The sequence below is a fragment of the Thermoanaerobacter sp. X514 genome (assembly GCF_000019065.1).
Classification (GTDB): domain Bacteria; phylum Bacillota; class Thermoanaerobacteria; order Thermoanaerobacterales; family Thermoanaerobacteraceae; genus Thermoanaerobacter; species Thermoanaerobacter pseudethanolicus.
On record NC_010320.1, the window covers coordinates 720420 to 743863 of the forward strand.

At 34.5% G+C, this 23444-nt stretch carries 34 protein-coding genes, 3 tRNA genes and 1 pseudogene; 30 read left to right on the plus strand and 8 right to left on the minus strand.

The window, feature by feature from the left end; genetic code table 11:
* The first annotated feature begins 97 nt into the window (after positions 1-97).
* The 7 genes from mazG to TETH514_RS03515 all read left to right on the plus strand — a co-directional run bounded on the left by mazG (position 98) and on the right by TETH514_RS03515 (position 5092).
* Entirely contained in the window at positions 98-1585 is a 1488-nt protein-coding gene (gene mazG, locus TETH514_RS03485; protein WP_003868281.1) for a nucleoside triphosphate pyrophosphohydrolase, read from the plus strand.
* A 77-nt stretch (positions 1586-1662) separates the two neighbouring features.
* Positions 1663-1938 (plus strand): HU family DNA-binding protein, encoded by a 276-nt coding sequence (locus TETH514_RS03490; RefSeq protein WP_003868282.1) that lies wholly within the window; start codon positions 1663-1665, stop codon positions 1936-1938.
* A 54-nt stretch (positions 1939-1992) separates the two neighbouring features.
* A complete protein-coding gene (locus TETH514_RS03495) occupies positions 1993-2238 on the plus strand; it encodes an RNA-binding S4 domain-containing protein (RefSeq protein ID WP_003868283.1) in 246 nt (81 codons plus the stop codon).
* Positions 2239-2293: 55 nt separating this feature from the next.
* Positions 2294-3274: a SpoIID/LytB domain-containing protein gene (locus tag TETH514_RS03500; RefSeq protein WP_009052174.1), complete on the plus strand. Its 981-nt coding sequence runs from the start codon at positions 2294-2296 to the stop codon at positions 3272-3274.
* Between the two features lie 99 nt (positions 3275-3373).
* The gene (yabP, locus tag TETH514_RS03505; RefSeq protein ID WP_009052175.1) at positions 3374-3670 is read left to right on the plus strand and encodes a sporulation protein YabP; all 297 of its coding nucleotides are present in this window, start codon (positions 3374-3376) and stop codon (positions 3668-3670) included.
* 108 nt (positions 3671-3778) lie between these two features.
* On the plus strand, positions 3779-4438 hold the full coding sequence (locus TETH514_RS03510) for an extracellular solute-binding protein (protein ID WP_003868286.1): 660 nt from the start codon (positions 3779-3781) through the stop codon (positions 4436-4438).
* Positions 4439-4462: 24 nt separating this feature from the next.
* Entirely contained in the window at positions 4463-5092 is a 630-nt protein-coding gene (locus TETH514_RS03515) for an MtnX-like HAD-IB family phosphatase (RefSeq protein ID WP_038016417.1), read from the plus strand.
* Between the two features lie 3 nt (positions 5093-5095).
* Here TETH514_RS03515 and TETH514_RS03520 read toward each other — a convergent pair whose 3' ends face one another.
* Positions 5096-6715: a putative manganese-dependent inorganic diphosphatase gene (locus TETH514_RS03520; protein ID WP_009052176.1), complete on the minus strand. Its 1620-nt coding sequence runs from the start codon at positions 6713-6715 to the stop codon at positions 5096-5098.
* 77 nt (positions 6716-6792) lie between these two features.
* On the opposite strand from TETH514_RS03520, the gene yabQ reads away from it, so the two are divergent.
* From yabQ to TETH514_RS03555, 7 genes are all read left to right on the plus strand, one after another.
* Complete coding sequence (gene yabQ, locus TETH514_RS03525; RefSeq protein ID WP_003868289.1) at positions 6793-7269, plus strand: spore cortex biosynthesis protein YabQ; 477 nt, start codon at positions 6793-6795, stop codon at positions 7267-7269.
* Positions 7270-7337: 68 nt separating this feature from the next.
* A complete protein-coding gene (locus TETH514_RS03530; RefSeq protein WP_003868290.1) occupies positions 7338-7625 on the plus strand; it encodes a septum formation initiator family protein in 288 nt (95 codons plus the stop codon).
* Positions 7626-7712: 87 nt separating this feature from the next.
* The gene (locus TETH514_RS03535; RefSeq protein WP_009052177.1) at positions 7713-8135 is read left to right on the plus strand and encodes a S1 domain-containing RNA-binding protein; all 423 of its coding nucleotides are present in this window, start codon (positions 7713-7715) and stop codon (positions 8133-8135) included.
* A gap of 79 nt (positions 8136-8214) precedes the next feature.
* Positions 8215-9120, plus strand: a complete 906-nt coding sequence (locus tag TETH514_RS03540; RefSeq protein ID WP_003868292.1) for a Ppx/GppA phosphatase family protein — start codon at positions 8215-8217, stop codon at positions 9118-9120.
* Between the two features lie 97 nt (positions 9121-9217).
* Positions 9218-9307, plus strand: a tRNA-Leu gene (locus TETH514_RS03545).
* 4 nt (positions 9308-9311) lie between these two features.
* A tRNA-Met gene (locus TETH514_RS03550) sits at positions 9312-9388 on the plus strand.
* Between the two features lie 7 nt (positions 9389-9395).
* Positions 9396-9472, plus strand: a tRNA-Met gene (locus TETH514_RS03555).
* Here the strand turns inward: TETH514_RS03555 and TETH514_RS12205 are convergent.
* The 6 genes from TETH514_RS12205 to TETH514_RS03580 form a co-directional block, all read right to left on the minus strand.
* Entirely contained in the window at positions 9429-10949 is a 1521-nt protein-coding gene (locus tag TETH514_RS12205) for a recombinase family protein (protein ID WP_012268621.1), read from the minus strand. The genes TETH514_RS03555 and TETH514_RS12205 overlap by 44 nt on opposite strands.
* A gap of 105 nt (positions 10950-11054) precedes the next feature.
* Positions 11055-11399 (minus strand): ImmA/IrrE family metallo-endopeptidase, encoded by a 345-nt coding sequence (locus TETH514_RS03560; RefSeq protein ID WP_013337651.1) that lies wholly within the window; start codon positions 11397-11399, stop codon positions 11055-11057.
* Between the two features lie 10 nt (positions 11400-11409).
* Positions 11410-11865, minus strand: coding sequence for a helix-turn-helix domain-containing protein (locus TETH514_RS03565; protein WP_232195896.1), 456 nt, complete (start codon positions 11863-11865; stop codon positions 11410-11412).
* Positions 11862-12188: a DUF4258 domain-containing protein gene (locus tag TETH514_RS03570; RefSeq protein ID WP_009052179.1), complete on the minus strand. Its 327-nt coding sequence runs from the start codon at positions 12186-12188 to the stop codon at positions 11862-11864. Before TETH514_RS03570 ends, TETH514_RS03565 begins: the two co-directional genes overlap by 4 nt.
* A gap of 280 nt (positions 12189-12468) precedes the next feature.
* On the minus strand, positions 12469-12828 hold the full coding sequence (locus TETH514_RS03575) for a hypothetical protein (RefSeq protein WP_009052180.1): 360 nt from the start codon (positions 12826-12828) through the stop codon (positions 12469-12471).
* A 3-nt stretch (positions 12829-12831) separates the two neighbouring features.
* Positions 12832-13245: a helix-turn-helix domain-containing protein gene (locus TETH514_RS03580; RefSeq protein ID WP_009052181.1), complete on the minus strand. Its 414-nt coding sequence runs from the start codon at positions 13243-13245 to the stop codon at positions 12832-12834.
* A gap of 183 nt (positions 13246-13428) precedes the next feature.
* Between TETH514_RS03580 and TETH514_RS03585 the strand changes: the two genes are divergently transcribed.
* From TETH514_RS03585 to TETH514_RS03605, 6 genes are read left to right on the plus strand one after another with little or no spacing between them, the layout of a single operon-like run.
* Positions 13429-13683: a helix-turn-helix transcriptional regulator gene (locus TETH514_RS03585; protein WP_009052182.1), complete on the plus strand. Its 255-nt coding sequence runs from the start codon at positions 13429-13431 to the stop codon at positions 13681-13683.
* Positions 13684-13687: 4 nt separating this feature from the next.
* A complete protein-coding gene (locus TETH514_RS03590; protein ID WP_009052183.1) occupies positions 13688-13897 on the plus strand; it encodes a hypothetical protein in 210 nt (69 codons plus the stop codon).
* A complete protein-coding gene (locus TETH514_RS13015) occupies positions 13866-13997 on the plus strand; it encodes a hypothetical protein (protein WP_009052184.1) in 132 nt (43 codons plus the stop codon). Before TETH514_RS03590 ends, TETH514_RS13015 begins: the two co-directional genes overlap by 32 nt.
* Before the next feature lie 59 nt (positions 13998-14056).
* The gene (locus tag TETH514_RS03595) at positions 14057-14497 is read left to right on the plus strand and encodes a helix-turn-helix domain-containing protein (RefSeq protein ID WP_009052185.1); all 441 of its coding nucleotides are present in this window, start codon (positions 14057-14059) and stop codon (positions 14495-14497) included.
* Positions 14498-14541: 44 nt separating this feature from the next.
* On the plus strand, positions 14542-14883 hold the full coding sequence (locus TETH514_RS03600; protein ID WP_009052186.1) for a hypothetical protein: 342 nt from the start codon (positions 14542-14544) through the stop codon (positions 14881-14883).
* A gap of 54 nt (positions 14884-14937) precedes the next feature.
* Positions 14938-15486, plus strand: a complete 549-nt coding sequence (locus tag TETH514_RS03605; protein ID WP_009052187.1) for a stalk domain-containing protein — start codon at positions 14938-14940, stop codon at positions 15484-15486.
* Here TETH514_RS03605 and TETH514_RS03610 read toward each other — a convergent pair.
* A complete protein-coding gene (locus TETH514_RS03610; RefSeq protein ID WP_009052188.1) occupies positions 15463-16128 on the minus strand; it encodes an ABC transporter ATP-binding protein in 666 nt (221 codons plus the stop codon). The genes TETH514_RS03605 and TETH514_RS03610 overlap by 24 nt on opposite strands.
* A gap of 252 nt (positions 16129-16380) precedes the next feature.
* Between TETH514_RS03610 and TETH514_RS03615 the strand changes: the two genes are divergently transcribed.
* The 10 genes and pseudogenes from TETH514_RS03615 to TETH514_RS13115 all read left to right on the plus strand — a co-directional run.
* Entirely contained in the window at positions 16381-16815 is a 435-nt protein-coding gene (locus TETH514_RS03615) for a hypothetical protein (protein ID WP_009052189.1), read from the plus strand.
* Positions 16816-16850: 35 nt separating this feature from the next.
* Positions 16851-16976 carry a hypothetical protein gene (locus TETH514_RS13020; RefSeq protein ID WP_009052190.1) on the plus strand — a complete coding sequence of 42 codons (126 nt, stop codon included), beginning with the start codon at positions 16851-16853 and terminating at the stop codon, positions 16974-16976.
* On the plus strand, positions 16973-17305 hold the full coding sequence (locus TETH514_RS03620) for a DUF4406 domain-containing protein (protein ID WP_009052191.1): 333 nt from the start codon (positions 16973-16975) through the stop codon (positions 17303-17305). The genes TETH514_RS13020 and TETH514_RS03620 overlap by 4 nt, the downstream gene beginning before the upstream one ends.
* Entirely contained in the window at positions 17302-17556 is a 255-nt protein-coding gene (locus TETH514_RS03625) for a pilin (protein ID WP_009052192.1), read from the plus strand. The genes TETH514_RS03620 and TETH514_RS03625 overlap by 4 nt, the downstream gene beginning before the upstream one ends.
* A 16-nt stretch (positions 17557-17572) precedes the next feature.
* Positions 17573-17872 carry a PrgI family protein gene (locus TETH514_RS03630; RefSeq protein WP_009052193.1) on the plus strand — a complete coding sequence of 100 codons (300 nt, stop codon included), beginning with the start codon at positions 17573-17575 and terminating at the stop codon, positions 17870-17872.
* A complete protein-coding gene (locus TETH514_RS03635; protein WP_009052194.1) occupies positions 17872-18480 on the plus strand; it encodes a hypothetical protein in 609 nt (202 codons plus the stop codon). The genes TETH514_RS03630 and TETH514_RS03635 overlap by 1 nt, the downstream gene beginning before the upstream one ends.
* Positions 18467-20302, plus strand: coding sequence for a VirB4 family type IV secretion system protein (locus tag TETH514_RS03640; protein ID WP_009052195.1), 1836 nt, complete (start codon positions 18467-18469; stop codon positions 20300-20302). Before TETH514_RS03635 ends, TETH514_RS03640 begins: the two co-directional genes overlap by 14 nt.
* Positions 20265-21833 (plus strand): hypothetical protein, encoded by a 1569-nt coding sequence (locus tag TETH514_RS03645; RefSeq protein ID WP_009052196.1) that lies wholly within the window; start codon positions 20265-20267, stop codon positions 21831-21833. The genes TETH514_RS03640 and TETH514_RS03645 overlap by 38 nt, the downstream gene beginning before the upstream one ends.
* A 96-nt stretch (positions 21834-21929) precedes the next feature.
* Positions 21930-22205, plus strand: coding sequence for a hypothetical protein (locus TETH514_RS03650; protein WP_009052197.1), 276 nt, complete (start codon positions 21930-21932; stop codon positions 22203-22205).
* A gap of 766 nt (positions 22206-22971) precedes the next feature.
* Positions 22972-23361, plus strand: a pseudogene (locus TETH514_RS13115) (M23 family metallopeptidase); the annotation flags it as partial.
* Positions 23362-23444 lie beyond the last annotated feature (83 nt).

Genomic DNA, 23444 nt, shown 5'->3' on the forward strand with positions numbered 1-23444 from the left:
TTTTTCAACGGCTAAGTATAAGATAAATTTAATTATATAAAAATCCAAATAAGTGATATAATATTATTTGTACATTTTAGCTTTTGGGGTGGTTACTGTGAATAAACTATTTATAGTAGGCTTAGGGCCGGGTTCGGCAGATTCCATTACACTGGGTACGATAGAGAAAATGAAAAATGCTGATAAGGTTTTTTTGCGGACAGAAAAGCATCCGGTAGTTCCTTATCTTAAAACGCAGGGAATTATTTTTGACACTTTTGACAAGATGTACGAAAAAAGTACTACTTTTGAAGAAGTTTATGAAAATATTGCGCGGGAAATAATAGATATAGCAAAAAAATATCGAAAGGTTGTGTATGCTGTTCCAGGACATCCTTATGTAGCGGAAAAATCTGTGGAATACATATTAAACTTTTGTAACGATTGTGCCGATATATCAATAGAGGTTATACCAGCTATTTCTTTTATTGATGCCATTATAGGCGAATTGAAAATTGACCCTATATATGGCCTCAAAATAATTGATGGTTTGTCTTTGGATGTTCAAAAGCCTGATAAGAGATGTGGCAATATTGTTGTGCAGGTGTATGATAGATTTATAGCTTCAGAAGTGAAGTTAAAACTGGCAGAAGTGTATGGAGACAGTTATCCTGTGACTGTTATAAAAAATGCGGGGATTCCAGGGAAACAAGTAATAGAGACAATACCCCTTTATATGATTGACAGGCTCGATTGGATTGATTATCTTACTTCTTTATACATACCTCCTGTACAAACACTCTTTCAAGAAAAGTATGACATATATGACCTTTTAGAGATAATGAGAATTTTAAGAAGTGAAAAGGGATGTCCATGGGATAAAGAGCAGACTCATCAAAGCCTTGAAAAATATTTGGTGGAAGAGAGTTATGAGTTAGTTGATGCGATTGAAAAAGAATCTGAGGATAAGATGGTAGAAGAGTTAGGAGATGTGCTTTTACAAGTTGTATTCCATTCACAAATTGCAAAGGAGAGGGGAACATTCAATTTTGGCGATGTAGTAGATGGCATATGCAAAAAGATGATTTGGAGGCATCCTCACGTTTTTGGGACAGAAGAATTAAAAACTTCTAAAGCCGTATTAGAAAAATGGGATGAGTTGAAAAAAGAGGAGAAAGATTTAAATTCTTATACGGAAGTTTTAAAAGATGTGCCAAGGTATATGCCTGCTCTTATGCGAAGCTATAAGATTCAAGAAAAAGCTGCAAAGGTGGGTTTTGATTGGGAGAGGGTTGAGGATGCACTTTCTAAAGTCTATGAGGAATTAGAAGAATTAAAGGAGGTGTATAAAGGGAAAGATAAAGAAAAGATTATTGAGGAAGTTGGAGATTTAATTTTTGCAGTGGTAAATGTAGCTAGATTTTTAGATGTAGAACCAGAAAGCGCAACTCACAACACAGTGGAAAAATTTATAAAGCGATTTGAATACATTGAAAAAACTGCGGCAAAGAATGGACAAAAATTGGATGAAATGACTTTAAGTGACATGGATAAGCTGTGGAATGAAGCAAAGATGAATAATTTTAATAAAAAAAATGAAAAATAAGCGTAAATTAGCAGGATTTTTCGATTTTGTGAAGAATAAATAAGAGTAAAACATATTTAAACTAAGGAGGTATTGTTGTGAATAAGGCAGATCTTGTTGCGAAAATTGCAGAAAAAAGTGAGTTAACAAAAAAGGATGCTGAAAAGGCATTAAATGCTTTCATTGAAGCAGTAGAAGAAGCATTGAAGAATGGTGACAAAGTTCAATTAGTAGGGTTTGGCACATTTGAAGTAAGAGAAAGAGCTGAAAGAAAAGGTAGAAATCCTCAGACAAAAGAAGAAATAACTATTCCTGCTTCAAAAGCTCCTATTTTCAAAGCAGGAAAAGCGTTAAAGGATTTAGTAAATTCTTAAGAAAATCAGGTCTTTATGACCTGATTTTCTTACTTTTGTCTGGAGGTAAGAAGTATGAGAGTCGACAAGTTTTTGAAAGTTTCAAGGCTTATCAAAAGGCGTACGATTGCAAAAGAGGCCTGTGACAAGGGATTAGTTTTTATAAATGGCAAGCAAGCAAAAGCTAGTGACGAAGTAAAAGAACATGATATAATAGAGATAAACTTTGGAAATAAAATTGTCAAAGTAGAGGTTTTAGATGTAAAAGAACATGCTTTAAAAGACGAGGCTTACAAAATGTATAAATTGATAGAAGAATGAATGATTTGTGAAAATCCCTCAAATACTATAAACAAAAGTATAGGAGGGATTTTAATTGTATAGGAACAAACTGAAATTAATTGCGGTGTTAGTAGCTTTGTTATTTGCCATGACTGCTTGCAAGCCGCCTACAAAAAAACCAGAACCTATTAGGAAGCCACGAATGGAACTACCTAAAATATCCGCAAAAATAAATGTGGGTGAAAACAAAGAACCTGTTCTTAAAGTTTATGTTGTGCAAACAGGTAAAATTGAAAATATGCCTTTGGAGAAATATGTTGAAGGTACAGTGGCGGGAGAGATAAAAAATTATTGGCCAATTGAGGCTTTAAAAGCCCAGGCGATTTTAGCTAGGACATATGTTTTAAATTTTGTAAGTACTAAAAAGTCAAAATATCCTGGAGCCGACATATCAACAGATTTTGAGGAGGCTCAGGCTTGGAACCCTTCAAATATAAATTCTAAAATAAAAGAAGCCGTAAAAGATACGCGAGGTGTAGTTGCTGTATATGACGGAAAATTTATAAATGCATGGTTTCACTCTCATGCAGCAGGACAAACTGCTTTGGCTAAGGAAGGCCTTAATTACAAAGAGCCAGAACCTCCTTATATTGTGAGTGTAAAGTCAAATGAAAGTCCTAGTGCACCGGCTAATGTAAAGCATTGGACAGCTATTTTTACCAAAAGTGAAGTGATTGATGCATTAAAAAAAATGGGGCTGGGCATAAACGATTTTAAAACTGTGAAAATAGGTACAAAAGGGGCTTCAGGAAGAACTGTAAACTTTCTTTTTGACAAAACGCCTGTAAATGCTCCCGATTTTAGAATGGCAATTGGAAGTGAAAGGCTAAAGTCCACTATGATAGATGAAGTTTCTTACGATGGAAGTAAATTGGTGATAAAAGGGAGAGGGTTTGGGCATGGTGTAGGAATGTCTCAATGGGGAGCATATCAGATGGCTAAAGAGGGGAAAAAGGCAAAAGATATACTAAACTATTATTTTAAAGGCATAAATATAGTAAAAATTTGGGATTAAAATCCTCCGGAAGGAGGATTTTTTTTGTTCTAAAAAAAGTACAAGATTCATAGATAATAATAGTCTATTAAAAAGAAGGGAGGTTTAAAGAGGGTTAAAATGGAAGATAAAAGGAACTTTTCAAGAACTGGGAAACCTCATAATATTACAATTGAAAATAGAGAAAGAATCAGTATTTCTGGGGTAACGAATGTTGTAAGCTTTGACGAAGAAACAGTAATATTAGAAACGGATTTAGGAGTTTTGACGATAAGAGGTCAGGGGCTTCACATTAATAAATTGAACCTTGATGATGGACAAGTGTCAATTGATGGTGAAGTAATAAATCTAAATTACAGTGACAAAAGTGGTCTTATAGGAAAATCAGGGGGGTTTATAAGTAGAATGTTTCGATAAGTCGCATGTTGCGGCTTATTTTGTTTTATGTACTCGATTTTAAAAAGTTTAATTGCTATAATAAATTTGGATATTTTTGCGCAAAGGAAGTAGAGAGGTGTGAAACAAATGAGTGAGGAGAGAAAAAATTGGTTTAAAAACATGACTACAAAAGAAAAAGTAGAATATATATGGGACTATTATAAAGTTTATATTATCGTAAGTATATTAGTAATCTATTTGTTGGTTTCTTTTACAAGTAGTATTATTAATAGAAAGGATTACGTATTAAATATCGCTTTAATTGGCAAATATATGGATTTTGATAGACAAAGTGAATTTTCTAAAAAAGTCACTAAAGAATTAATTGGCGATCCTTCTGGGAAAAAACAAGCTTCTATTGATTTTTATAGGTTTGTAAAGGGTCCGAATGGTAATTTTACTCTTGACCCTGCCTCAACTCAAAAATTAATGGCTAGAATGGGGGCTCAAGATATAGATGTCATTGTTTTAGATAAAAATAATTTTGATATATTGGCAAGACAAGGAGCTTTTTTGCGATTAGATAAGGTAAAAGAGTTAAATTTATCAGGGTTAAATGTAGCAAAAGTAGAGAAACCCTCTGGTGAGTTAAAACCAGGTGTTTACGGAATATATGTTGGATGGAATAATGAATATTTAAAAAATCTGGGATATGACTATAATGATAAAATTATTGCAATTATGGCGAATGGACAACGCAAAGATTTGGCTATAAAATTTGTAAAATGGCTTTTGGATGTAAAATAAAGGAGGAGAGATCAATTGAAAAAAATGAAAAAAGTCTTTTTAGTAGATTTTGATGGTACTGTTACTAAAGTGGATACTGTTGATTTGATGGTGAAAAAGTTTGCAAAAGATGGATGGCAGTATTATGAGGAACTATGGGAAAAAGGGGAAATGTCTACTGAGGAATGCGCAATTGAAACATTAAAACTTATGGAAGTAGATGAGAAAAAGCTTTTAGATTTGCTTTACACAATTGAAATAGATGATTATTTTATGGAGTTTTTAAATTTTTGCAGAACAAAAGATTATGAAGTTGTAATAGTGAGCGATGGATATGACTTTAATATAAAAGCTATTATGGACAAATATGGTTTTAATATAAAATTTTACAGTAACAAACTTTGGTTTGAGGATGGAATAATAAAAGTGGATTTTCCACATAAAAGCAAGGATTGTGATAAATGCGGCATGTGTAAACTGGAAGTATTGAATAGATACAAAATTAGGGGATATTATGTAGTTTATATAGGTGATGGATATTCAGACTTTTGCGTCTCTCAACATGCAGATAAAGTCTTTGCAAAAGGAGTTTTGGAAAAATACTGTAAAGAAAATGAGATTCCATGCACTCCTTTTAGAAATTTTGGCGATATTATAGAAAAGTTAAAGCGATAAACTTCAGTGGGTGTTTATCGCTTTAACAAGGGGTGGTAATACTTGTTTTTTTCTAGATATGACATAAGGCAAATAAAAGCTGTTGTTTTTTATTTCAACGTTAAAAGCCCTTTGTAACAGCTCTTTGTTGTTTCCTACAAAAAGTATTTCAGATCCCTCATTTATTATGTCTGTCAACATAAGCAATAAAATGTCGTAGTCTTTGTCTTTTTTCACTTTTTCCATAAAGCTTATAAGCTGTTGTTTTAATTCTCCTGCATCTGTAAGAGTGTTTACCTGTCCTATGCCGATTTTATAATTATTTATTGTAAATTCTTTAAAATCTGTATAAAATATTTCTTCAACAGTTTTCCCTTCTAAAGAGGTACCTGCTTTGAACATTTCAGTTCCAAACTCATTTATGTCTATGTTGGCAATTTCTGCAAGTTTCTTAGCTGCTCTTACGTCTTCTGGTGTGCAAGTAGGAGATTTAAATACAAGAGTATCTGATAAAATAGCAGCGCACATTATTCCCGCTATTTTTGGTTCTGGAATTAGCCCTTTTTCTTCAAAAAGTCGATTTATAATTGTAGCAGTAGAGCCTACTGGATGGTTTCTAAATAGTATTGGTTGCTCTGTTTCTATCGTCCCAATCCTGTGATGGTCAATTATTTCTAATATTCTTGCTTGTTCTATTCCTTCAACTGCTTGCGAAAATTCATTGTGATCTACCATTATGACGTTTTTTCTTTCGTAGTCTAAAATATGTCGCCTTGCAAGTAGTCCTACAACTTTTCCTTCTTCATCGACAACTGGAAAGTTGCGGTATCTATATTTTAACATTACTTCTTTTACATCATCAATATAATCGCTGACTCTAAATGTTAATAGGTCTTCTTTTTTTATTACATATGATAATGGTATACTTTGGTTTAATAATTTAACAGTGTCAAAAGTATCTGGTACAACTTTTATAATTGTTACTTTGTATTGTTTAGCTAGTTCAAGAATTTTTTCTGAAATTCCGTTATTGCCAGTAATTATGAGAGCTTTTATTCCTTGTTGAATTGCAGCTTGCTGTATATCATCTCTGTCTCCAATGATTAGGATATCTCCTTTCTTTATTCTTTTTAATACATTTTCTTTAGACATTGCAGCTACTAAAATGTCGCCTTCAAGATAATCTACATATCTTAAAATTTCTTCTCCTTTCAAAGTAGCTAATATATTGTCAATAGGAATTTTATATTTAGATAATTCATGAGAAGAGGAAAGATATGCCTTTGCCAAATCTCCTACTGTTGCAATTCCTATTAATTTGTTTTCATTATCTACTACTGCTATTGTTCTAATGTTTTTTTCCATCATAGCGTTCCATGCTTCAAACATGGAGGTGTTTTCTTTAAAAACAAGAGGTTTATCAAATTTAATGTCTTGTACTTGAGTATATACATTTTCAATAAAAATAGGCTCTTCTACTCCAAAATAGTCTAATACAAATTTTGTCTCTCGGTTTATAGGACCTAATCTAACAGGTATAGCATTTATACCTTCAGATATGCGCTTTAGATAGGCATAAGCAATAGCTGAGCAAATAGAATCGGTATCTGGATTTCTATGTCCGGAAACATATACTGTTGTCATGATGCATCGCCCCTATTTTAGTTTCATTCTTATTGCAATGGATAAATATAATATAACAAGAAAAGGAGGGTATGTAAATGGTAATAACAATACAAAATCAAGTTTATGCATTTTTAGTAACAGTATATGGTGGTTTTGTGCTGGGATTTATATACGATATTTTTAAAGTAACAAGGCGAGTTTTTAGGCTTAAAAAAACTTTTTCTAATATTGCCGATATTATATTTTGGCTTTTTGGGACAATTACTATGCTTTATTTTATGTATATAAGCAATTACGTTGAAATCAGGTTTTATAGTTTTTTAGGATTTGCAATTGGAGTTATTCTTTATTATGTGTTACTAAGTTATTTCATCACCCAAGCTTTAATTGGAATTTATGAATTTACAATAAAGTTTTTAAAAAAGATGGCAGAGATTATTATATACCCTGTTAAAATAGTAGTCAATTTTTTTATTGTTCCTTATAGGTTTACAAGAAAAATTTTAACTTTGCCTGGTGCTTTTCTAAAAAATAATTTAACCCATTTTAAGATTTTTAAGAGGAAAAAATAAAGGATTTTTTAAAGAAATGTCGAATAAAAATAATAGATTAATCCGCATTGTGAAAGTAGGTGTTTTGAGTGAAAAAACTAAAGAAGATATTGTTTTTTGCCTTTATTGCATATGTTGCCTTTACTTTTTTTCAGCAGCAAGTAGCATTAGAGAAACTTAATAATAGGTATAGGGATTTGAAAAATAAAGAAGCTGCAGTAATAAAAGAGAATAAGTATTTAAATGAATTACTTCACCAGATGAATAGTGAAAGTTTTATTGAAAATGAGGCAAGGCAAAAATTGGGGTTGGTTAAAAAAGGAGAAATAATTTATGTAGATGTTTCAAAAACTAAGACACAAGAGACAAAAAAGTGATTTCGAAAAATTTATCTTGAAATATTTTGTATTTTAATATATAATAAACTCATTAATAAAATTTTTAGAGGGAGGATCTTTATTTATATGCCATTTGAGGTTGGAGATGTTGTTGAGGGCACTGTGTTAAACATCACAGATTTTGGAGCATTTATTCAGCTACCAGAGGGAAAAACTGGGTTGGTGCATATTTCGGAAGTTGCTAATACCTATGTAAAAGACATTAGGAAGCATTTGAAGGAGCATGATAAAGTAAAAGTAAAAATATTGTCCATGGATGCTAATGGAAGAATAAGTTTGTCAATCAAAAAGGCTTTGCCTAAAAATAATAAAGAAAGAGATCCAAAGGATTTTGTATGGCAGAGCAATAGGAATTATAATACTAATAGTTCTTTTGAAGAGAGATTGCTTAAGTTTTTAAAGGATTCAGACGAAAGACAGCAACAGCTGCGAAAGAATTTTGATTCCAAGAGAAGAAATACTGGCTATAGAAAAAGCAATGGATATTAACTTCGGGTTATGCCCGAAGATTTTTCATAAGCGAAGGAGAAATTTTACAGGTTTTTACCTGTGATAGTTGGGGGTTATTATGAGAATTTGTGCGATTGATATAGGGACAAATTCAATACGCCAACTTATATGTGACATAGATAATGAAAATATAAACAAGATACAAAAAGACGTTGAAATAACTCGATTAGGGGAAGGAATTTCTAAAACGGGGAAGTTAAATAATAATGCGATACAGAGAAGCATTGAAGTGATTGAACGCTTTGTGAAATTGGCCCAAGAAAAAGGCGCAGAAGTTATATATGCTTTTGCAACATCTGCGATGAGGGATGCTAAAAATAAAGATGCTTTTTTTGAGCAAATTGGAAAACTTGGGCTAGAGGTAGAAATCATAGATGGAGAAACAGAGAGCTTGTTTGGATATATGGGAGCGGTGATGGGGGTTAATAAGGAAAATGCACTGGTGTTAGATATAGGAGGAGGAAGTACTGAATTAGCATATAAAGGTAGAGAATTTGTAAAAGAAAGTTTCGATATTGGGGCTGTGAGGCTTACTGAAAAATTTATTAAAAATGACCCTCCTACAGCTGAGGAATATGATGAAATCAGGTTGCATATAATAGATACAATGGTAAATTCCATTAATAAGTACAAAGAAGTTGAAAATGTCATCGGCATAGGAGGAACAATAACAACTCTTGCTGCTGTTTCTCAGCAATTAGAAATTTATTCTCAAGAAAAAGTTCATGGCTATCAGCTAAAAAAAGAAGAAATTAAGAGGATTTTAGATAAATTTATGTCTGTTACATTGGAAGAGCGGAAAAAATTTTTTGGATTGCAACCACAAAGGGCTGATATAATAATTGCGGGAACTGCTATATTACTGACCATATTAGAAATGCTGAGTTTCAAAGAAATAACCGTTAGTGAGTGGGATAATTTAGAAGGAGCAGTCCTATATAAATTTCGGGAATTTAAGTTATGAAAATGGAATTTTCATTTGAAGTTGCAAAAGTGGATAAAAAAACTATTGACTTAGAGATATAGATATAATATAATAAATACTGTCTCAAGGAGATGAAGCCGGAGTGGCGGAACTGGCAGACGCACAGGACTTAAAATCCTGCGGGCCCTAAAAGCCCGTACCGGTTCGAGTCCGGTCTCCGGCACCAATGTCGCGGGGTGGAGCAGTCCGGTAGCTCGTCGGGCTCATAACCCGGAGGTCGTAGGTTCAAATCCTACCCCCGCAACCAAAAATATGGCGGCGTAGCTCAGTTGGCCAGAGCATGCGGTTCATACCCGCAGTGTCGGTGGTTCAAATCCACTCGCCGCTACCAGCAAAGAACGGAAATCGTCACCTATCCAGAAGTAGAATTCACACTTTATTTCATCTGGGGTGACGATTATTTTTTTTATGTAGTTTTTAAGCACTTCTTTAATTTCATGAGGATCCTTCGATGAATTAATTATTTCCCTATCCTTTTCAAAGATTTTCAAAATCATTTCTGGTGTAATAAAGCTTGTTTCTTTTTTATTTTCCAGCTCTTTAATTCTGTAAGCGAGTTCATTTCTCATTGCTTCTAATTCATTCATTTTTTCCTTCATAATCGGCTGGAACATACCTTGAGCAATAGCTTCTACTATGTTTTTCATCTGCTCTTCAACCTCCTTATAGCGCTTTTTTAAAAGAGTAATTTCTTCTACTCTTTCTTTATTTAATTTCTGATTTTCTTCATTTAAAAGTTTAGCTAATACTGGTGCTACTTTTGGGTCAAGTACTCTCTTGTTCAGCTCATCTATGACAAAAGCTTCCAGTTTTTCTTTGTTTATATCTCTGTTTGTGCACTGCTTTGTTCTGTCCTTTCTGCTGCATCTATAAGTTACATATTTCCCTCTGCTTAAACACCCTACCATTTTAGAATCGCATATTCCGCAGTAAACAAGACCTGACAAAAGATAAACCCTTTTTGCAGAATTAGCTCCTCTTGTTATTTTTCTTTCTTCTATTTTCTTTTGTACCTGTTCGAACAGGTCTTTATCTATTATTGCAGGAATAGCATTATCTATAACGATTACGTCTTCTTTTACCATTCTATGGTTTTTCTTTGTGCCTTTGTTAAATATGTATTTACCAATGTATTTCTCATTTTTCAAAATTTCGTGAATGCTATTTTTGCTGAATGGATTTCCTTTCTTAGTTCTGTAGCCTCTTAAATTTAATTCATCAATTATGTGTCTATATCCATACCCCTGTGCATATAATTCAAAAATCAATCTTACTGCCTCAGCTTCTTTTTCGTTTATCACATATTTTTCATCTACAATATCATATCCTAAAGGTGGTATACCTCCATTAAATTTGGCCTGAAAAGCATTTTCTTTCAATCCCTTCATTACCTCCCTTGCGAGGTTTTTAGAATAATATTCGGCCATTCCTTCTAAAACACTTTCCAATATAATGCTTTCTGGTGAATCGTCTAACTGTTCAAGTACTGAAATGAGTTTTACGCCGTTCTTTTTTAACTGTCTCCTGTAGAAAGCGCTGTCATATCTGTTGCGTGCAAACCTGTCCAGTTTATGAACAATAACAGCGTTAAACAGCCCCAGTGAGCTGTCCTTTATCATCTGCAGGAATGCCGGCCTATCATCAGTTGTTGCACTTTTTGCTTCATCAGTGTATATCTTTACTAGCTGGATATTATTCTTTTCGCAGTACTCTTTTATAGCTCTTAATTGAGCTTCAATACTTTCCTCCCTTTGATTGTCGCTGGAGTATCTTGCATATGCAGCAGCTCTTATTTCTGCACTTGACATATAACTCCTCCTCTAGATTTATTTTGAGTTTGCTGTAAGATTGCTTTCAACACCTCTTATTACCAATCATCAAATTCATTGTCGTTAAATTCTTCTTCTTGATTTTCAAAAGTTAATAAAGTAAGAATCATATGATTTTTTAGATTGGAATGATTGAATGTCAATAGAATCACATATATACATTGTTTGTTTATGCCAGGGTAATATATAATGGCCAATTTCATGAGCAATAGTAAAATTTTTACGTGTTTCATAATTGATATTTTCATTTAGTACTATCTTTTTTGCGCCTTTATGTAATATGAAAACTGCTTCAAAATCTCGGAGTTTATCGTTTTTGATAATTATATTAAAATTATCACAAATAAAAAAAACATCAATTGGAGGTTTGAGGTCCAGCTTATGTAAAAGTTCCCTGGCAAAAGGACCAGGGTCACTAATCGTAGACATTAAATTCACCTCACATATTTGATATATGTTTTTTTATTATTTCATAATCATGGTCAGATATTTCGCCGTTTGAACTGCGCGCAGCTATTTGAGTGGAATTATCAGGGTCTAAGATGCTTTCTATATCTTTCCTCATAAATTTCCATTCTCGCCCTACTTTTGTTGCTTTTAACCGCCCATCTTTTATCATATTGTATACAGTCTGGTTGCTTACTCTTAATAAGTCAGCTACTTCAGAAACATTTAATACATCTGGACGTTCTTTTTCATTTAAATTAGAAAGGCTTTTGCCTAATTCTTGGAGCATATGAACTTCTTCGGCGGAAAATACTATTTCTCCACAGTTAGGGCACACATAGGCCTTTACACCATCTATTGTTAATCTATATTTTCCCCATCCTGCCACAGTAGAAATTGTTCTTTCCTCCATATCAGTACCACACATAAAACATTTTCTCCTTATCACTTTTTCCTCCTCCTTTTTAAAAGGCCATTAATCTCTTCCCAAACCTCGGAATCAGTTTTGCATACAGTTACAACAACAGGATATGGGTATGAGGCCGCTACAACTACATATATTTCTGGATTTTTATCTGTTGCTTCTTGAAAAAGTACATGTATATCTTCAAAATTTGTCTGAATTTCAGTTACTTTTCCATATAATATACATTCTACTACCTTTTTATCTTCTATTTTTCTTTCTGTCATTCTACATAAAGCGTGTTTAGAAAAATCAATGAGGCCTTTTTTAGTAAGTTCTTTAATCCATTGAACACTTATTTCACTCATTAGTATTTACTTCTCCTTTCTTCATTATACTATAAAATATTATAAAATGCTATAAGATATTATAAAATTTTATAAAGTTTTAATAAAAGTTGATAAGTTTTTATTAAAATTCATAAATAGGCGTTCAAAATAAAAAAATTTTTATTAAAAATAAAGCAGCAATCTCTTTAACTCTACAGGTGGGAAATAAGTTGTCCGCCTATACTGCGCAAAAACCTTTCCTGAATATGTATGACTTTACTAAAGTGTAAATACAAAATTATAAACAAAATTAGCTATATCATAAAAATTGTGACGATGCTAAATACTCTAAAACTGTTTCAGCTACTCTATCTGCTGCTTCTTCCAACTCAATATATTCCATGTCTAAGCCGATAAAATAACTTATCTTCGGCATATCGTTTAATATGTGATGTATTTCATGAAGGAAAACCTCAACTTGGGTTCTGTAATTTACATTGCCGTTGAGGAGGAGGTGATAGTTACCTCGTCTGCTCACGTATGTAAAGCCGAGCACTGATGGAGGAAGATTGAATAAAATATGCGTTCTAATATTAAAAGCATTCATTACCTCATGAAAGGATATTGTTTCCTCCATCAGTGCTCTCATAAGCGGTGTGCTAATTAAGTCAATGTTCATTAATCATTCCCCCTTATCTTCTTCCTCTTCTATGGCCTTTATTATTCGAATTATCTGCTTTATCTCTCTAGGAGAAAGCTTCTTGGTCTGCTTGAATAATAGCTTTAAATCCTCCCTTTCTTTTAACTCATTCCAGAACTCCAATAGCTCTGGGTCATCCGAAACGGCCTCAGTGATTTCGTCAACTGGAGAACGAATATCTGTTCTACCAAGAAGATAATCAATGGAAACGTTAAAAAAATCAGATAATTTTTTTAAAACCTCCATGCTGGGTTCTCTTTTCCCCTGTTCATAGTACCCGTAAGCGCTTGGTGTTATGCCTAAAATTTTTGCTACGTCTTTTTGTAATAGTCCTTTTTCCTCTCTTAATTGTCTTAATCTTTGAGAAAATGGGTTTAATTTTTCAGGAAATTCCACGTTTTTCACTCCTCATTGTAACTTTTAACGAGACGTTTTATTTATATAAGATTATACAACTATAAGTTATATTTTAAAATATTTTCAACAAAAAATTGTTTTAGGTATTGACAAGCAACTAATTGTTGTTTATAATAAAATTAAAGCAGACAACAATTTGTTAATTGCTAAAGAAGGGATAAGATGGTAGAAAGAAAAAAATTAAAAGAACTTAGAATTAAGAACAATTTACTTCAGAAAGATGTAGCAGAAGTCATAGGAATAACACCTAGTTATTATGGAATGATTGAACAAGGTGTAAGAACGCCTACTCTTCCTGTAGCAAAAAAAATAGCTGAATTTTTCAATAGCACTATAGAAGAATTATTTTTTGAAGATGTGAACAACATTATGTTAAGTGATAAACGAGTTATAAACAAAAAACTGATAAGGAAGTGATCTCATGAAAGTGGCAATCGTAAAAACCACCATATCAAGAGAAAAGCTCATGGCAGGAGAGTTCACACCAGACAGGGAAGAAATAATCGGCTATGAAGAAGTAGATGAAGAAGAATTCTATAGACCTCTTGTGCAGTTTCTTTATCCGAAAATAAAAAAGTTCATCGAGGAGGAAAAAAGAAATGTGGTTGGAATTCAAACCAATGAAAAATAAAGAGCTTCTCCTCAAAGTAGCAGAAGCTCTAATGAAAGTAGCACAAATTAGAATAGAAAAAGTAGGTGAAGGCTGCTGGAAATTGATGATAAAAACCTAATATATAGCCGTAGTATGCCCAAAATGCGGAACAAAAAATATAACCTGAGGAGTGATATTGTGGATAGAAAAAGTAAAGCCATAGAGTTATACCTTCAAGGGTATAAGATAATAGAAATAGCTAAAAAACTTGGTGTTTCACAACCGGCTGTTACTAAAATGTTAAAGCAGTTCCCAGAATACCATAAAGAAAAAGAACAGAGAAAAAAAGAAAATCAAGAAAAGGCCAGACAATGGAGAAATGAGTATAAAAAGCAGAAAAGGGAGCAGTACGATGAGGAATACGAGCTAGTAATAAGAGACCACGAACAGGCTGCAGCAGCACTTTCAAGAAAAGGCAAGCTCAGCAATGATGTTCTTATAAAATTGTGTATAATTCATTACGATTATAATAAAAAGAAGGAACGTCTTATCTTCAACGAAAGTGCTGGCAAAAGGCCTGCGGATCTTCCCAGGTCAGTGTATGTACATAAAAATGTATTGAAACAGTTTAGAGTATAGTGCACTGTAATATTAAAAATTTGCAGATTTAGGAGGACAATAAAATGTTAAATAGAATTAGTAATTCTATATGGGACTTTATGATAGCTTTAGTTTCAGTTGGACTTTTTACTTTATCTCATGTAATGTTTATTCTTGTTGATTACAAGGTGATAATTTCAAATTTATCTTTTATAAAAGGTACGGGATTTTTATTCATTGCATATATAACTATTTCCCTTATTGGAATTTTTACAATTGAACCTGTATCGGAACTATTTTCTTATCTAGTGCACAAAATTACTTTAAAAGAGATTGAAATAGTTAATGTTACAGATTTTTTAGTATTTTCCGGTTTGTATTTTATAGTACCTTTTGTTATTTTCCTTATTATGAGATTTTTTTAATCTTTATCTCCCCTTTAATTTGACGTTACAAGTAAAGTAAAAAGAGGTGAACATATGAAAAAAGCAAAAAAATTGCATGTTAATATTACAGATCCTATTGCTACGATAGTTGCTCCACTTACTTTCTTATTGTTTGTCATATGGACGTTGTATTTTTTTACTACTCCTACACCAAGCTACTTTTATCTTAACTCTAATGTTGCAGATATAGGAATAAGGCCTATCAGCAATGAAAATTTTATTTTAGGCCAATCTACAAAAAGGGTGTACCTCAAAGAAACGCCTTTTATTTATGATTCAAAAATTTATTTACCACTTGAAGCTGTAATATTGGCAAGCGGAATCAAAAAAGAAAATATTGTAAAAGAAAAAGATAAGATAAGAATAAAAATTGAGAAAAATAATGATATCTGTTTAGATTTAAAGAAGAAAATAGCTGTAACAGCTAAAGAGGAAATACACCTCGGCGGTGCCTTATTAATAAGAGATGACGAAATTTTTTTAGCTACACAATATATAGAAAAAATTTTTAAAGTAAAAATAGAAACAAATAAAAACGAAGTAATATTAAGACACAATTTATTTCCAATACCTTTTAATTAATCGATTAGCATAACTGATTTGGTAGTTATATAGTTCAATTAAATACAATCTTGACGCTTTATTAATATCTAAAATAAAATATGAGTACAAAATCGCAAATATAATAAGCAGGAAGATCAGTGGTGAAATCCTTGCTTCTTCATAACTTTTAATATCAGCTAGGTAGTATCCTACTATACCCCCTAATGAGGTATTTACAAGATTCATTGTAAGAGTGGGTTCTTTGCTGTTTTCCAATGTCTCTTTTACTATTTTATTTTCTTCTCTTAGCATTATGAGAAAATGTATTACATCATTATTTTTTAATTTACCTGTTTTTATCTTCTTAATTTTACGTTTTAGATTTTTCCTTATTTCTCTTTTATCTTGTTCCTTTAAATAGTTAGAAAAATTCTCGAGTCTGTGAATGGCAACAAATAAAAGTATTAAAAGAAAAACTACAATTGTAATCATTATTTTATTACTTAAGACTGAGTGCAAAATACCGCCCAAAATTATAACTCCTAAAATAAAAATGGCAATTTCTATTCCAAAGAGTAAGAATAATGTAAAAACATATAGCTTTCTTCTGCGGGTTGAGAAATAGGTGTATTTTGGCTCGAATGGATGAAACGGATTAAAAAGGGTACACAAATCTTTCATGTGGTAGTTCCTCCTTTACGTAACTTTTTGTCATATATGTGTTTTCGGTATATATCTTAGAGAATTAAAGTAGCAAAAATATCATGCAAAAATTGTTAAATCAAACCTTGAATTGCCTTTAAAAATATCATAAAATAAAAGCAAGAGCATAAAAAACGAGTAAAGTGTGTATAAAAACTGTTAGCAAGAATATAAAACTTTAATGGTTAAAACGTATCTAAAAACCATGTAAAGCAGGTGGAGGAATTATTTATGAATAATGAAGATAAAATTCTAGGACTTTTAGAGAAAATTTATAATGACTTTAATGTCAGATTTGATGTGGTAGAAGAAAGAATAGGTGCTGTAGAAGGACGAATAGGTACCATAGAAGAGAGAATGACTGTAGTAGAAAAGAGAATTGGCATTGTAGAAGAAAAACTAAAAGTGGTAGAAGAAGAAATCCACGGATTAAAAAGCGAAGTAAACGAAGTAAAAGACGATGTAAAGAAGTTAGGCACTAAGATGGATACCGAAATTAGTGATAAAGTAAGGGCATTATTCGATGACAGACAGCTTTTGCATGAAAAACTTGATGAGATAAGTGGAAAAATTGACATGCTTCAGCTGGATGTAAATAATCTAACAGTTAAGACAGTATATCACGATAACCGCATAAAAGAGCTAAGCAAAAAACTGGGCGTTTAATAAGCCCGGTTTTTTCTATTTTATTGAGTGTTTTTATGGAAGGAGATGAAAACTTGAATATGCTTTACACTGCCGGCCTAGCAGCCGGTATTTTCTTTGGCATAGTTTTGGGAGCTTTAATTGGACTTATTTTAAGCATATTAAAGGAGGTGCAAAATTGAGTAAGTTTGTGTATATTTGTCATCCTTACAGCGCTAATCCTTCAGCAAATAAGGTTAAGTTTTACAAAATTTTTAGGTTCATAAAGAACAACTTTAAAGAAGTAGTGCCATTTTCTCCTGTTCATGCATTTGGCGAATTTTATGATGACAGAAAGGAGGAGGATAGAAGGGAAGTTTTAAAGCTGTGTACTGATGTTCTAAAGCGGTGCGACGAGGTGTGGGTGTTTGGTAACTGGCAGAGCAGTGAAGGCTGCAGATTGGAAGTAAAAACAGCAGAGAATGAAGGAATTAAAGTGAGATTTTTTAATGATGAGGAGGTAGGTTTATGAACGGCATTACGCCTGTTGGTGAGGCTCAGATAAGCTCATTTTTGTGGAAAATTGCAAACTTTGTGATGGATGTAGGTATTGTTGTTGCTGTGATTTTTATCGCAGTAAACGGGTACAGATTTTATACTTCAGGCCACAACCCCGGAAGAAGAACAGAAGCTATGATGGGACTTTTCTGGTCTATACTTGGAGGAATAGTGGTAGTTGGTGCAAAATTTTTCGCAGGTGTAATCCTCGGCTTTAAGCCGTAATAGGGATGTGATTTGTGTGAGAATATTTGAAGTGCCTATTCAATTAGAAAGAGAAGAAAAGATATTCGGCGGGAATTTTTCTGTTAGGCAGATGATATTTGTTATTGTTGGTGTAGGAATTGGCGCAGTTTTCTTTACAAAATATTTTTCAAAAGATTTGTTTACTGCTTTAGTGGTTTGGATAGTTTTTTCGGCTGCAGGAGCATTTCTGGCTTTTTTTAAAAAGGACGAGATAGAAATAGATAAGTATATTGTGATGTACTTAAAGTTTCTGCTTTCTCAAAAGGAGTATCCTTTTATTGGAGGTGAAAAATAGTGCTTTTTAAAAAGAACAGCAGCATAAATTTTTTAAGCATTGAAGATATAAAAGATAGGCTTTTGATTTTAAAAGGTAATAGGTACAGGGCGGTTGTAACAGCCGACCCTGTAAATTTTTCTCTTCTTTCAGAAGAAGAGCAGGGGGCGGTTGAGGCAGCTTTTATAAGCCTTCTTTTATCTCTGTCTTTTCCGCTTCAGTTTTTCACAATAGTTAAGCCTGTAGATGTTTCTGAATCAATAGAGGAATTTAGAGAAAGGCTTCAGTTTCTTCCTGAAGGAATGAGAGAGTATGAAAAAGAGCTAGAAGAGTTTCTTGGATATTTTTCAAAGCAAACTATTACGACAGAGTCTTATGTGGTTGTTCCTTATGATGACACTGCAGGAGGATATGACAGGGCGAGAAGTGAAATAATGAGGCGAGTCCACATGATTGTAGAGGGGCTTGCCAAATGCGGACTCATGCCGAGAATTTTGGGTACTGATGAGCTTTTGGAGCTTATGTTTTTTGTGCTGAACAGAGACGGAAACATAAGAGTGAACAATCTTATTAAAGCTGGAGCCTTTGAGCTTTATAAAAAGGGGGTTAAACTAGGTGCTGAAGCTTAAAAAGAATAAAGAAGAAGCTGTTAAAGAAGAGCCGGAGCTTTTTGAAAAGGTTCCTACTGTAGTGGAAGTAATCTCATCTGACGGATACTTGATAGAGAAAGATTATATAAGGGTTGGGAAGAAATTTTACAGGCTTTATGTGCTTACAGATTTCCCTCAGGCCGTTTACGTAGGGTGGCTGGAGGATATTAAGCTTCTTGGCAATGTGGATGTGTCAGTCCATCTTACGCCTGTAGATGCAAGAGATGCTGTAAATCAGCTTACAAGGAAGATAACTCAGTACCAGTCGCAGTATATGCTGGACGACCAGAGAGGAAACATATATGAGCTGGGAATTTTGAGAAAGGCGGTGGAGGACCTTGAAAGGCTGAGAGAAAGCATACAGATGAACAGAGATAAGCTTTATTATGTTACAGCGGTTGTTTCAGTTTCTGCAGACTCAGTAGAAGAGCTTGAAAGAAGCTCAAAAATTCTGGAAGAGGTTTTAGCAGGTAAAAGCATAAGAGCAAGAAGAATGTTTCTGAGGCAGAGCGAAGCTTTTAAAAGCTTTGTGCCGATTTTAGAAAATCACTGTGAGGATTTATCAAGAAATTTCAACAGCGGTGCTGCTGCATCACTTTTTCCTTTTGCATCTCCGGAGTTTTCGCACAAGAAAGGCATACCGCTTGGAATAAATCTTTTTACCGGAAGCCCTGTAATTTTTGACAACTTCATAGGTCCACCTTTTATGACAAACTACAACTTAGGTATATTTGCTACATCGGGAGCAGGAAAGTCGTTTCTCATAAAGCTTTTGTCCATGAGGGGAGCGCTTTTGGGCATAAAAACGGTTTTTGTGGACCCCGACGGCGAGTACAGCCGCATGGTTCAGAAGATGGGGGGAAGCGTTGTTAAGATAAGCACAGAGACTGAGAACATAATTAATCCCTTTGATGTGGAAGAAGAGGAAGATGAGAATGAAATAAGGTATGTGGACATAGTTCAGAAAATAGCCGAGATAAAAGCTTTGGTCGGGATGATAGTGGAAGGAGTTATGAAGGACAAAATTTCAGCAGAAGAATTAGCTGCTGTGGAAGAAGCGGTAAGAGATGAGTATGAGGCAAGAGGAATAAACAAAAGCCCGGAGTCTTTATATGAGAAGAATATTGCAGACAGTGAAGAGTTTTATTTTAAAAAGAAAAAAGAAATGCCCACACTGTCAAGCTTTGTAGAAAGGCTAAAGAAAAATCCAAGGGGAGAGAGAATTGCTGCAGTTATGAAGCCTTTTTTAAAAGGAGGTACTTTAGGTATATTTGACGGACAGACAAATGTTTCATTAGAAGACTCTTACTTAGTTAATTTTGATGTATCAGAGATAAGGGATAGGTTTTTGAGGACGTATGCAATGTATGTCATAACAAACTGGATATGGGAGAAGTTCGTTAAGAAGGATGTTAAGCAGAAAAAGAGGGTTGTAGTGGATGAGGCGTGGATGTTTATGAAGTACAAAGACACAGCTTACTTTCTTGAGAATTTATCGAGAAGGGCAAGAAAAAGAAACACCTCCCTTACTGTTGCTAGTCAGTCCTTTATTGAGTTTTCAAATTCACAGGAAGGAAAAGCAGTGCTTACAAATTCTGCAGCAGTGTTTTTAATGAAGCAGGCTGCTACAGATATAGATTCTGTTCAGGAGGTGTTTCACCTTTCACAGGGTGAAAGAGATTTTTTAACCTCCTGTGGGGTTGGTGAGGCTTTATTTTTAGTCGGCAGGAACAAGACTGCCATTAAGGTGGTGGCAAGTGATTATGAGAAGAAGCTCATTTCTACAAATCCGAATGAGTAGGCTGATTATTTTTGCTGTGGCTTTGGCTCTTTTATTCAGTATAACTGCTTTTGCTGAAACACCTTCTGTTACAAGCCCAAGTAATTCTCCGCAGCCGCAGGAGGACCAGGGCAGTCTTATTGAAGAGCTTATTGCCGCACCAATCAATGGGCTTTATTCGGCAATTCAGATTTTAGGGCTTAAAAACTTTGATGAGCTTATATTCAACACCTCCTACGGTGATCTGGCACCTTACAGCCCGCAGGAGTGGGATATTGTGATGACGTGGTATAGAAGAATAAGAGATGCTGTGTGGGTGCTCCTTTTAATTGCAGTAGCGGCACAGGGATACAGGTTTATGACATCCAGTGTCAATCCATCAAAAAGGATAAACTTCATGCAGAGTGTTTCAAGTGTGATATATGCCTTTTTCATAATTCTGTTTATGCCGTACTTTATGAGGATTATGTTTCAGGCGAACAATGCTCTTGTGGATCTGTTTCACAGTATTGCGCAAAGCATGGGAGCAGTGGGAAGTACTTTTGATATAAATGATATAAAAACGGGAAATGTGCTTGCTACAGCAATTGTCAAGCTGGGCTACATTGGGATTTTGCTTTATTTTAATTTTCTGTACCTGATAAGAAAATTTGTTTTGACCTCAATGTTTATACTGACACCCATTGTAGCATGGAGCTGGACAATATCAGGAAGAAAAGAAGGAATAGGCGTTATAATAGGTGAAACTGCTTCCAACGCTTTCATGCAGGCAGCCCATTCATTGGTTTTATCACTGTATCTGGTGCTCATAAAGGCTGGGGTTTCAACGGATTTTTCTCCCTGGTGGGCGCAGATATTCGGCATGGTGTGCTTAATACCTACTGCAAATGTTATTAGAGACCTGCTTCAGGGCTGGCTCAAATTCTTGGGAGTCAATGAAGAGAAGTGGGCAGGAGCAGCAACTTTGGGTCTTACTGGCCTTTTGGGGCTTGCAAATATTGCAAAGACTACAGCAGCTCCAAAAGCTTCTTTTCCTTCAAGCACTTTTTCGGGGACCCTTCCATCTGGACCTGCAGGAACAGGTGCTGTATCAGCGGGTGTTAAAGCAGGATCAGTTGCAGGCACAATAGGAAGTGCTGTTGGCAGCCTTATAGGCTCTGCAGCTTCTATTCCTTTAAGGACTATGGGTGTGGATGTGACAGAGCACTTCAGGAGTGCCGGTGGCGTAATAGGCAGGAGCACAGCAGCTCCTGCTGCAACAGCTGTTGCCTTAATAAAAGAGGCATATGACAAAGGCAGAGATACCGGTACTGGCTTTATTGGAGGCCTTTCACAGTCTGTTGGAATAGAAAGAATTTTAAATGAGAAAGATGCAGCGGAAGCAGTAGGGAGAGCTGGAGGAATGATTTTGGGCTCTGCCTATGGATACAAAGGAAGTGAGGTAGGTAAAAAAATAGGAGGAGCAATTGGAAGATATGGATTTCATATGGCCTCCTTCATTGCTCCGACTGTCCTGACGTCAAATACTGATATGTTCAGGTGGAGAAACTAGGCTTTAAAAGGCTTTTTAAGTTTTGAAAAAAGGCAGGGGATATATCTTCCTGCCTGTTTTTTTAGACGCTAAAAAGGGAATATGGGAGGGTTTAATGTGCTTGATGAAAGAGATGAATATGGAGAATACTTTAAAAAAGCAGTTATTATGAGAGCTGCTGAGGAGTGGGAGGAACCCATATCATTTCAAAATGCAGAAGTATATGAAGGAGCTGGCTTTGGTATTATTGGTTTTTTAGCAATTTTTTATCTGCTCGACAAAGTAGTGAATTTTTTAATTAAAGCAGAGATGGTGATAAGGCCCTATTTTAAAGAGCTTATGTCTTTTTTGAACTGGGTGTTAGGATACATTCATTTGTTTAACTTGTCCTGAAAAATTCCCGATAGAACCCCTTCGGGAACCTATCAGGAATTTTTCAGGCGTAAATCTTATGGAATTTTAAATAAAAATATAGCTTTAGGTGAGGATATATATGGATAACCAGGTTATGATTCTTAAAAACAGAGTTAAAAACATAATATCAAGATACCTGTGGAAAGCTGTAAAACCTGTGCTCCTCACTTTTTTGCCCTACTTGATAATAATGGGTCTGGTAATACTTATACTTCTTTCAATTTTTGGTGCAGCTCCTAAACAGATGGCTGAAGGAAAAGAAAAGGTGAAGAAGTATGTGGAAAGCATTAAGCCGGAAGTAATATCAAAGTACAGGCAGGAAGAAAATTTTCAGCTGCCGTGGGGTATAGTTTATGCAGTTGAGGAGTATGCAAACGGCTGGAGCAAAGATGTTGATATGACAAGAGTCAGAAGAATAGCTGAAGGGCTTAAGCCGGAGTTTGAGTATATGGACTATACGGAGAAGATTGTAACAGTTAGATTTGAAGTTAATGCTGAGGGAAATGTGACTGCTAAGGAGGAAGTTGCTTATGTGCCTGTTAAACTGCTTACTCAGGTAAGAACTTATGAAGGGATTTATGTGTTTGAGTATCAAGAAGTGACCGATGTAAAAGGAAATGAATCACGCACATATATGGCTTTAAAAGGGATGGAGTTTTATGAGGACTATTCTAAACTGGATGCAGTAATAGCAGGAGAAATTAAAACAAGCTTTTACAGTAGTTATAAACGAGAAACTAAAACCATTGAGCTTTCTGGAGGAAAGCTTTTGTGGCCTGTTCCTTCAAGTCATACAGTAACATCGCCTTTTGGCATGAGGTTTCATCCAGTGACAGGAACATACAAAATGCACACGGGAATAGACATAGCGGCAAACACAGGAGATGAAATAGTTGCAGCAGCTGACGGTGTCGTGACAACATCAGGGCCTTATGGAGGGTATGGGAATACAGTGGTGATAGACCACAGCGGAGGCATTTCAACCTTGTATGCACACAACTCACAGGTGCTTGTTAAGGTTGGAGATGTTGTAAAGAAGGGACAGAAGATAGCACTGGCAGGAAGCACAGGTATTGCTACAGGGTCTCACCTTCACTTTGAGGTGAGAGTAAGCGGAACTCCTGTAAATCCTTTAGGAGATATAAATGTGCCGGCAGGGAGTGTTGCAGTAAATGACAGTATTGACAGAAAGTTTATTCTGGAGACGGGAATTGCTTT

Coding starts and splice junctions, on each gene's coding strand:
- TETH514_RS13020 (WP_009052190.1), top strand. CDS start 16,851: ATGGAAGGAGATGAAAACTTGAATATGCTTTACACTGCCGGCCTAGCA.
- yabQ (WP_003868289.1), top strand. CDS start 6,793: ATGGTAATAACAATACAAAATCAAGTTTATGCATTTTTAGTAACAGTA.
- TETH514_RS03600 (WP_009052186.1), top strand. CDS start 14,542: ATGTTAAATAGAATTAGTAATTCTATATGGGACTTTATGATAGCTTTA.
- TETH514_RS03645 (WP_009052196.1), top strand. CDS start 20,265: ATGAGAAGAAGCTCATTTCTACAAATCCGAATGAGTAGGCTGATTATT.
- TETH514_RS03540 (WP_003868292.1), top strand. CDS start 8,215: ATGAGAATTTGTGCGATTGATATAGGGACAAATTCAATACGCCAACTT.
- TETH514_RS13015 (WP_009052184.1), top strand. CDS start 13,866: ATGTGGTTGGAATTCAAACCAATGAAAAATAAAGAGCTTCTCCTCAAA.
- TETH514_RS03510 (WP_003868286.1), top strand. CDS start 3,779: ATGAGTGAGGAGAGAAAAAATTGGTTTAAAAACATGACTACAAAAGAA.
- TETH514_RS03625 (WP_009052192.1), top strand. CDS start 17,302: ATGAACGGCATTACGCCTGTTGGTGAGGCTCAGATAAGCTCATTTTTG.
- yabP (WP_009052175.1), top strand. CDS start 3,374: ATGGAAGATAAAAGGAACTTTTCAAGAACTGGGAAACCTCATAATATT.
- TETH514_RS03515 (WP_038016417.1), top strand. CDS start 4,463: ATGAAAAAAGTCTTTTTAGTAGATTTTGATGGTACTGTTACTAAAGTG.
- TETH514_RS03605 (WP_009052187.1), top strand. CDS start 14,938: ATGAAAAAAGCAAAAAAATTGCATGTTAATATTACAGATCCTATTGCT.
- TETH514_RS03520 (WP_009052176.1), bottom strand. CDS start 6,715: ATGACAACAGTATATGTTTCCGGACATAGAAATCCAGATACCGATTCT.
- TETH514_RS03585 (WP_009052182.1), top strand. CDS start 13,429: ATGGTAGAAAGAAAAAAATTAAAAGAACTTAGAATTAAGAACAATTTA.
- TETH514_RS12205 (WP_012268621.1), bottom strand. CDS start 10,949: ATGTCAAGTGCAGAAATAAGAGCTGCTGCATATGCAAGATACTCCAGC.
- TETH514_RS03575 (WP_009052180.1), bottom strand. CDS start 12,828: ATGAACATTGACTTAATTAGCACACCGCTTATGAGAGCACTGATGGAG.
- TETH514_RS03590 (WP_009052183.1), top strand. CDS start 13,688: ATGAAAGTGGCAATCGTAAAAACCACCATATCAAGAGAAAAGCTCATG.
- TETH514_RS03535 (WP_009052177.1), top strand. CDS start 7,713: ATGCCATTTGAGGTTGGAGATGTTGTTGAGGGCACTGTGTTAAACATC.
- TETH514_RS03560 (WP_013337651.1), bottom strand. CDS start 11,399: ATGTCTACGATTAGTGACCCTGGTCCTTTTGCCAGGGAACTTTTACAT.
- TETH514_RS03610 (WP_009052188.1), bottom strand. CDS start 16,128: ATGAAAGATTTGTGTACCCTTTTTAATCCGTTTCATCCATTCGAGCCA.
- TETH514_RS03495 (WP_003868283.1), top strand. CDS start 1,993: ATGAGAGTCGACAAGTTTTTGAAAGTTTCAAGGCTTATCAAAAGGCGT.
- TETH514_RS03570 (WP_009052179.1), bottom strand. CDS start 12,188: ATGAGTGAAATAAGTGTTCAATGGATTAAAGAACTTACTAAAAAAGGC.
- TETH514_RS03615 (WP_009052189.1), top strand. CDS start 16,381: ATGAATAATGAAGATAAAATTCTAGGACTTTTAGAGAAAATTTATAAT.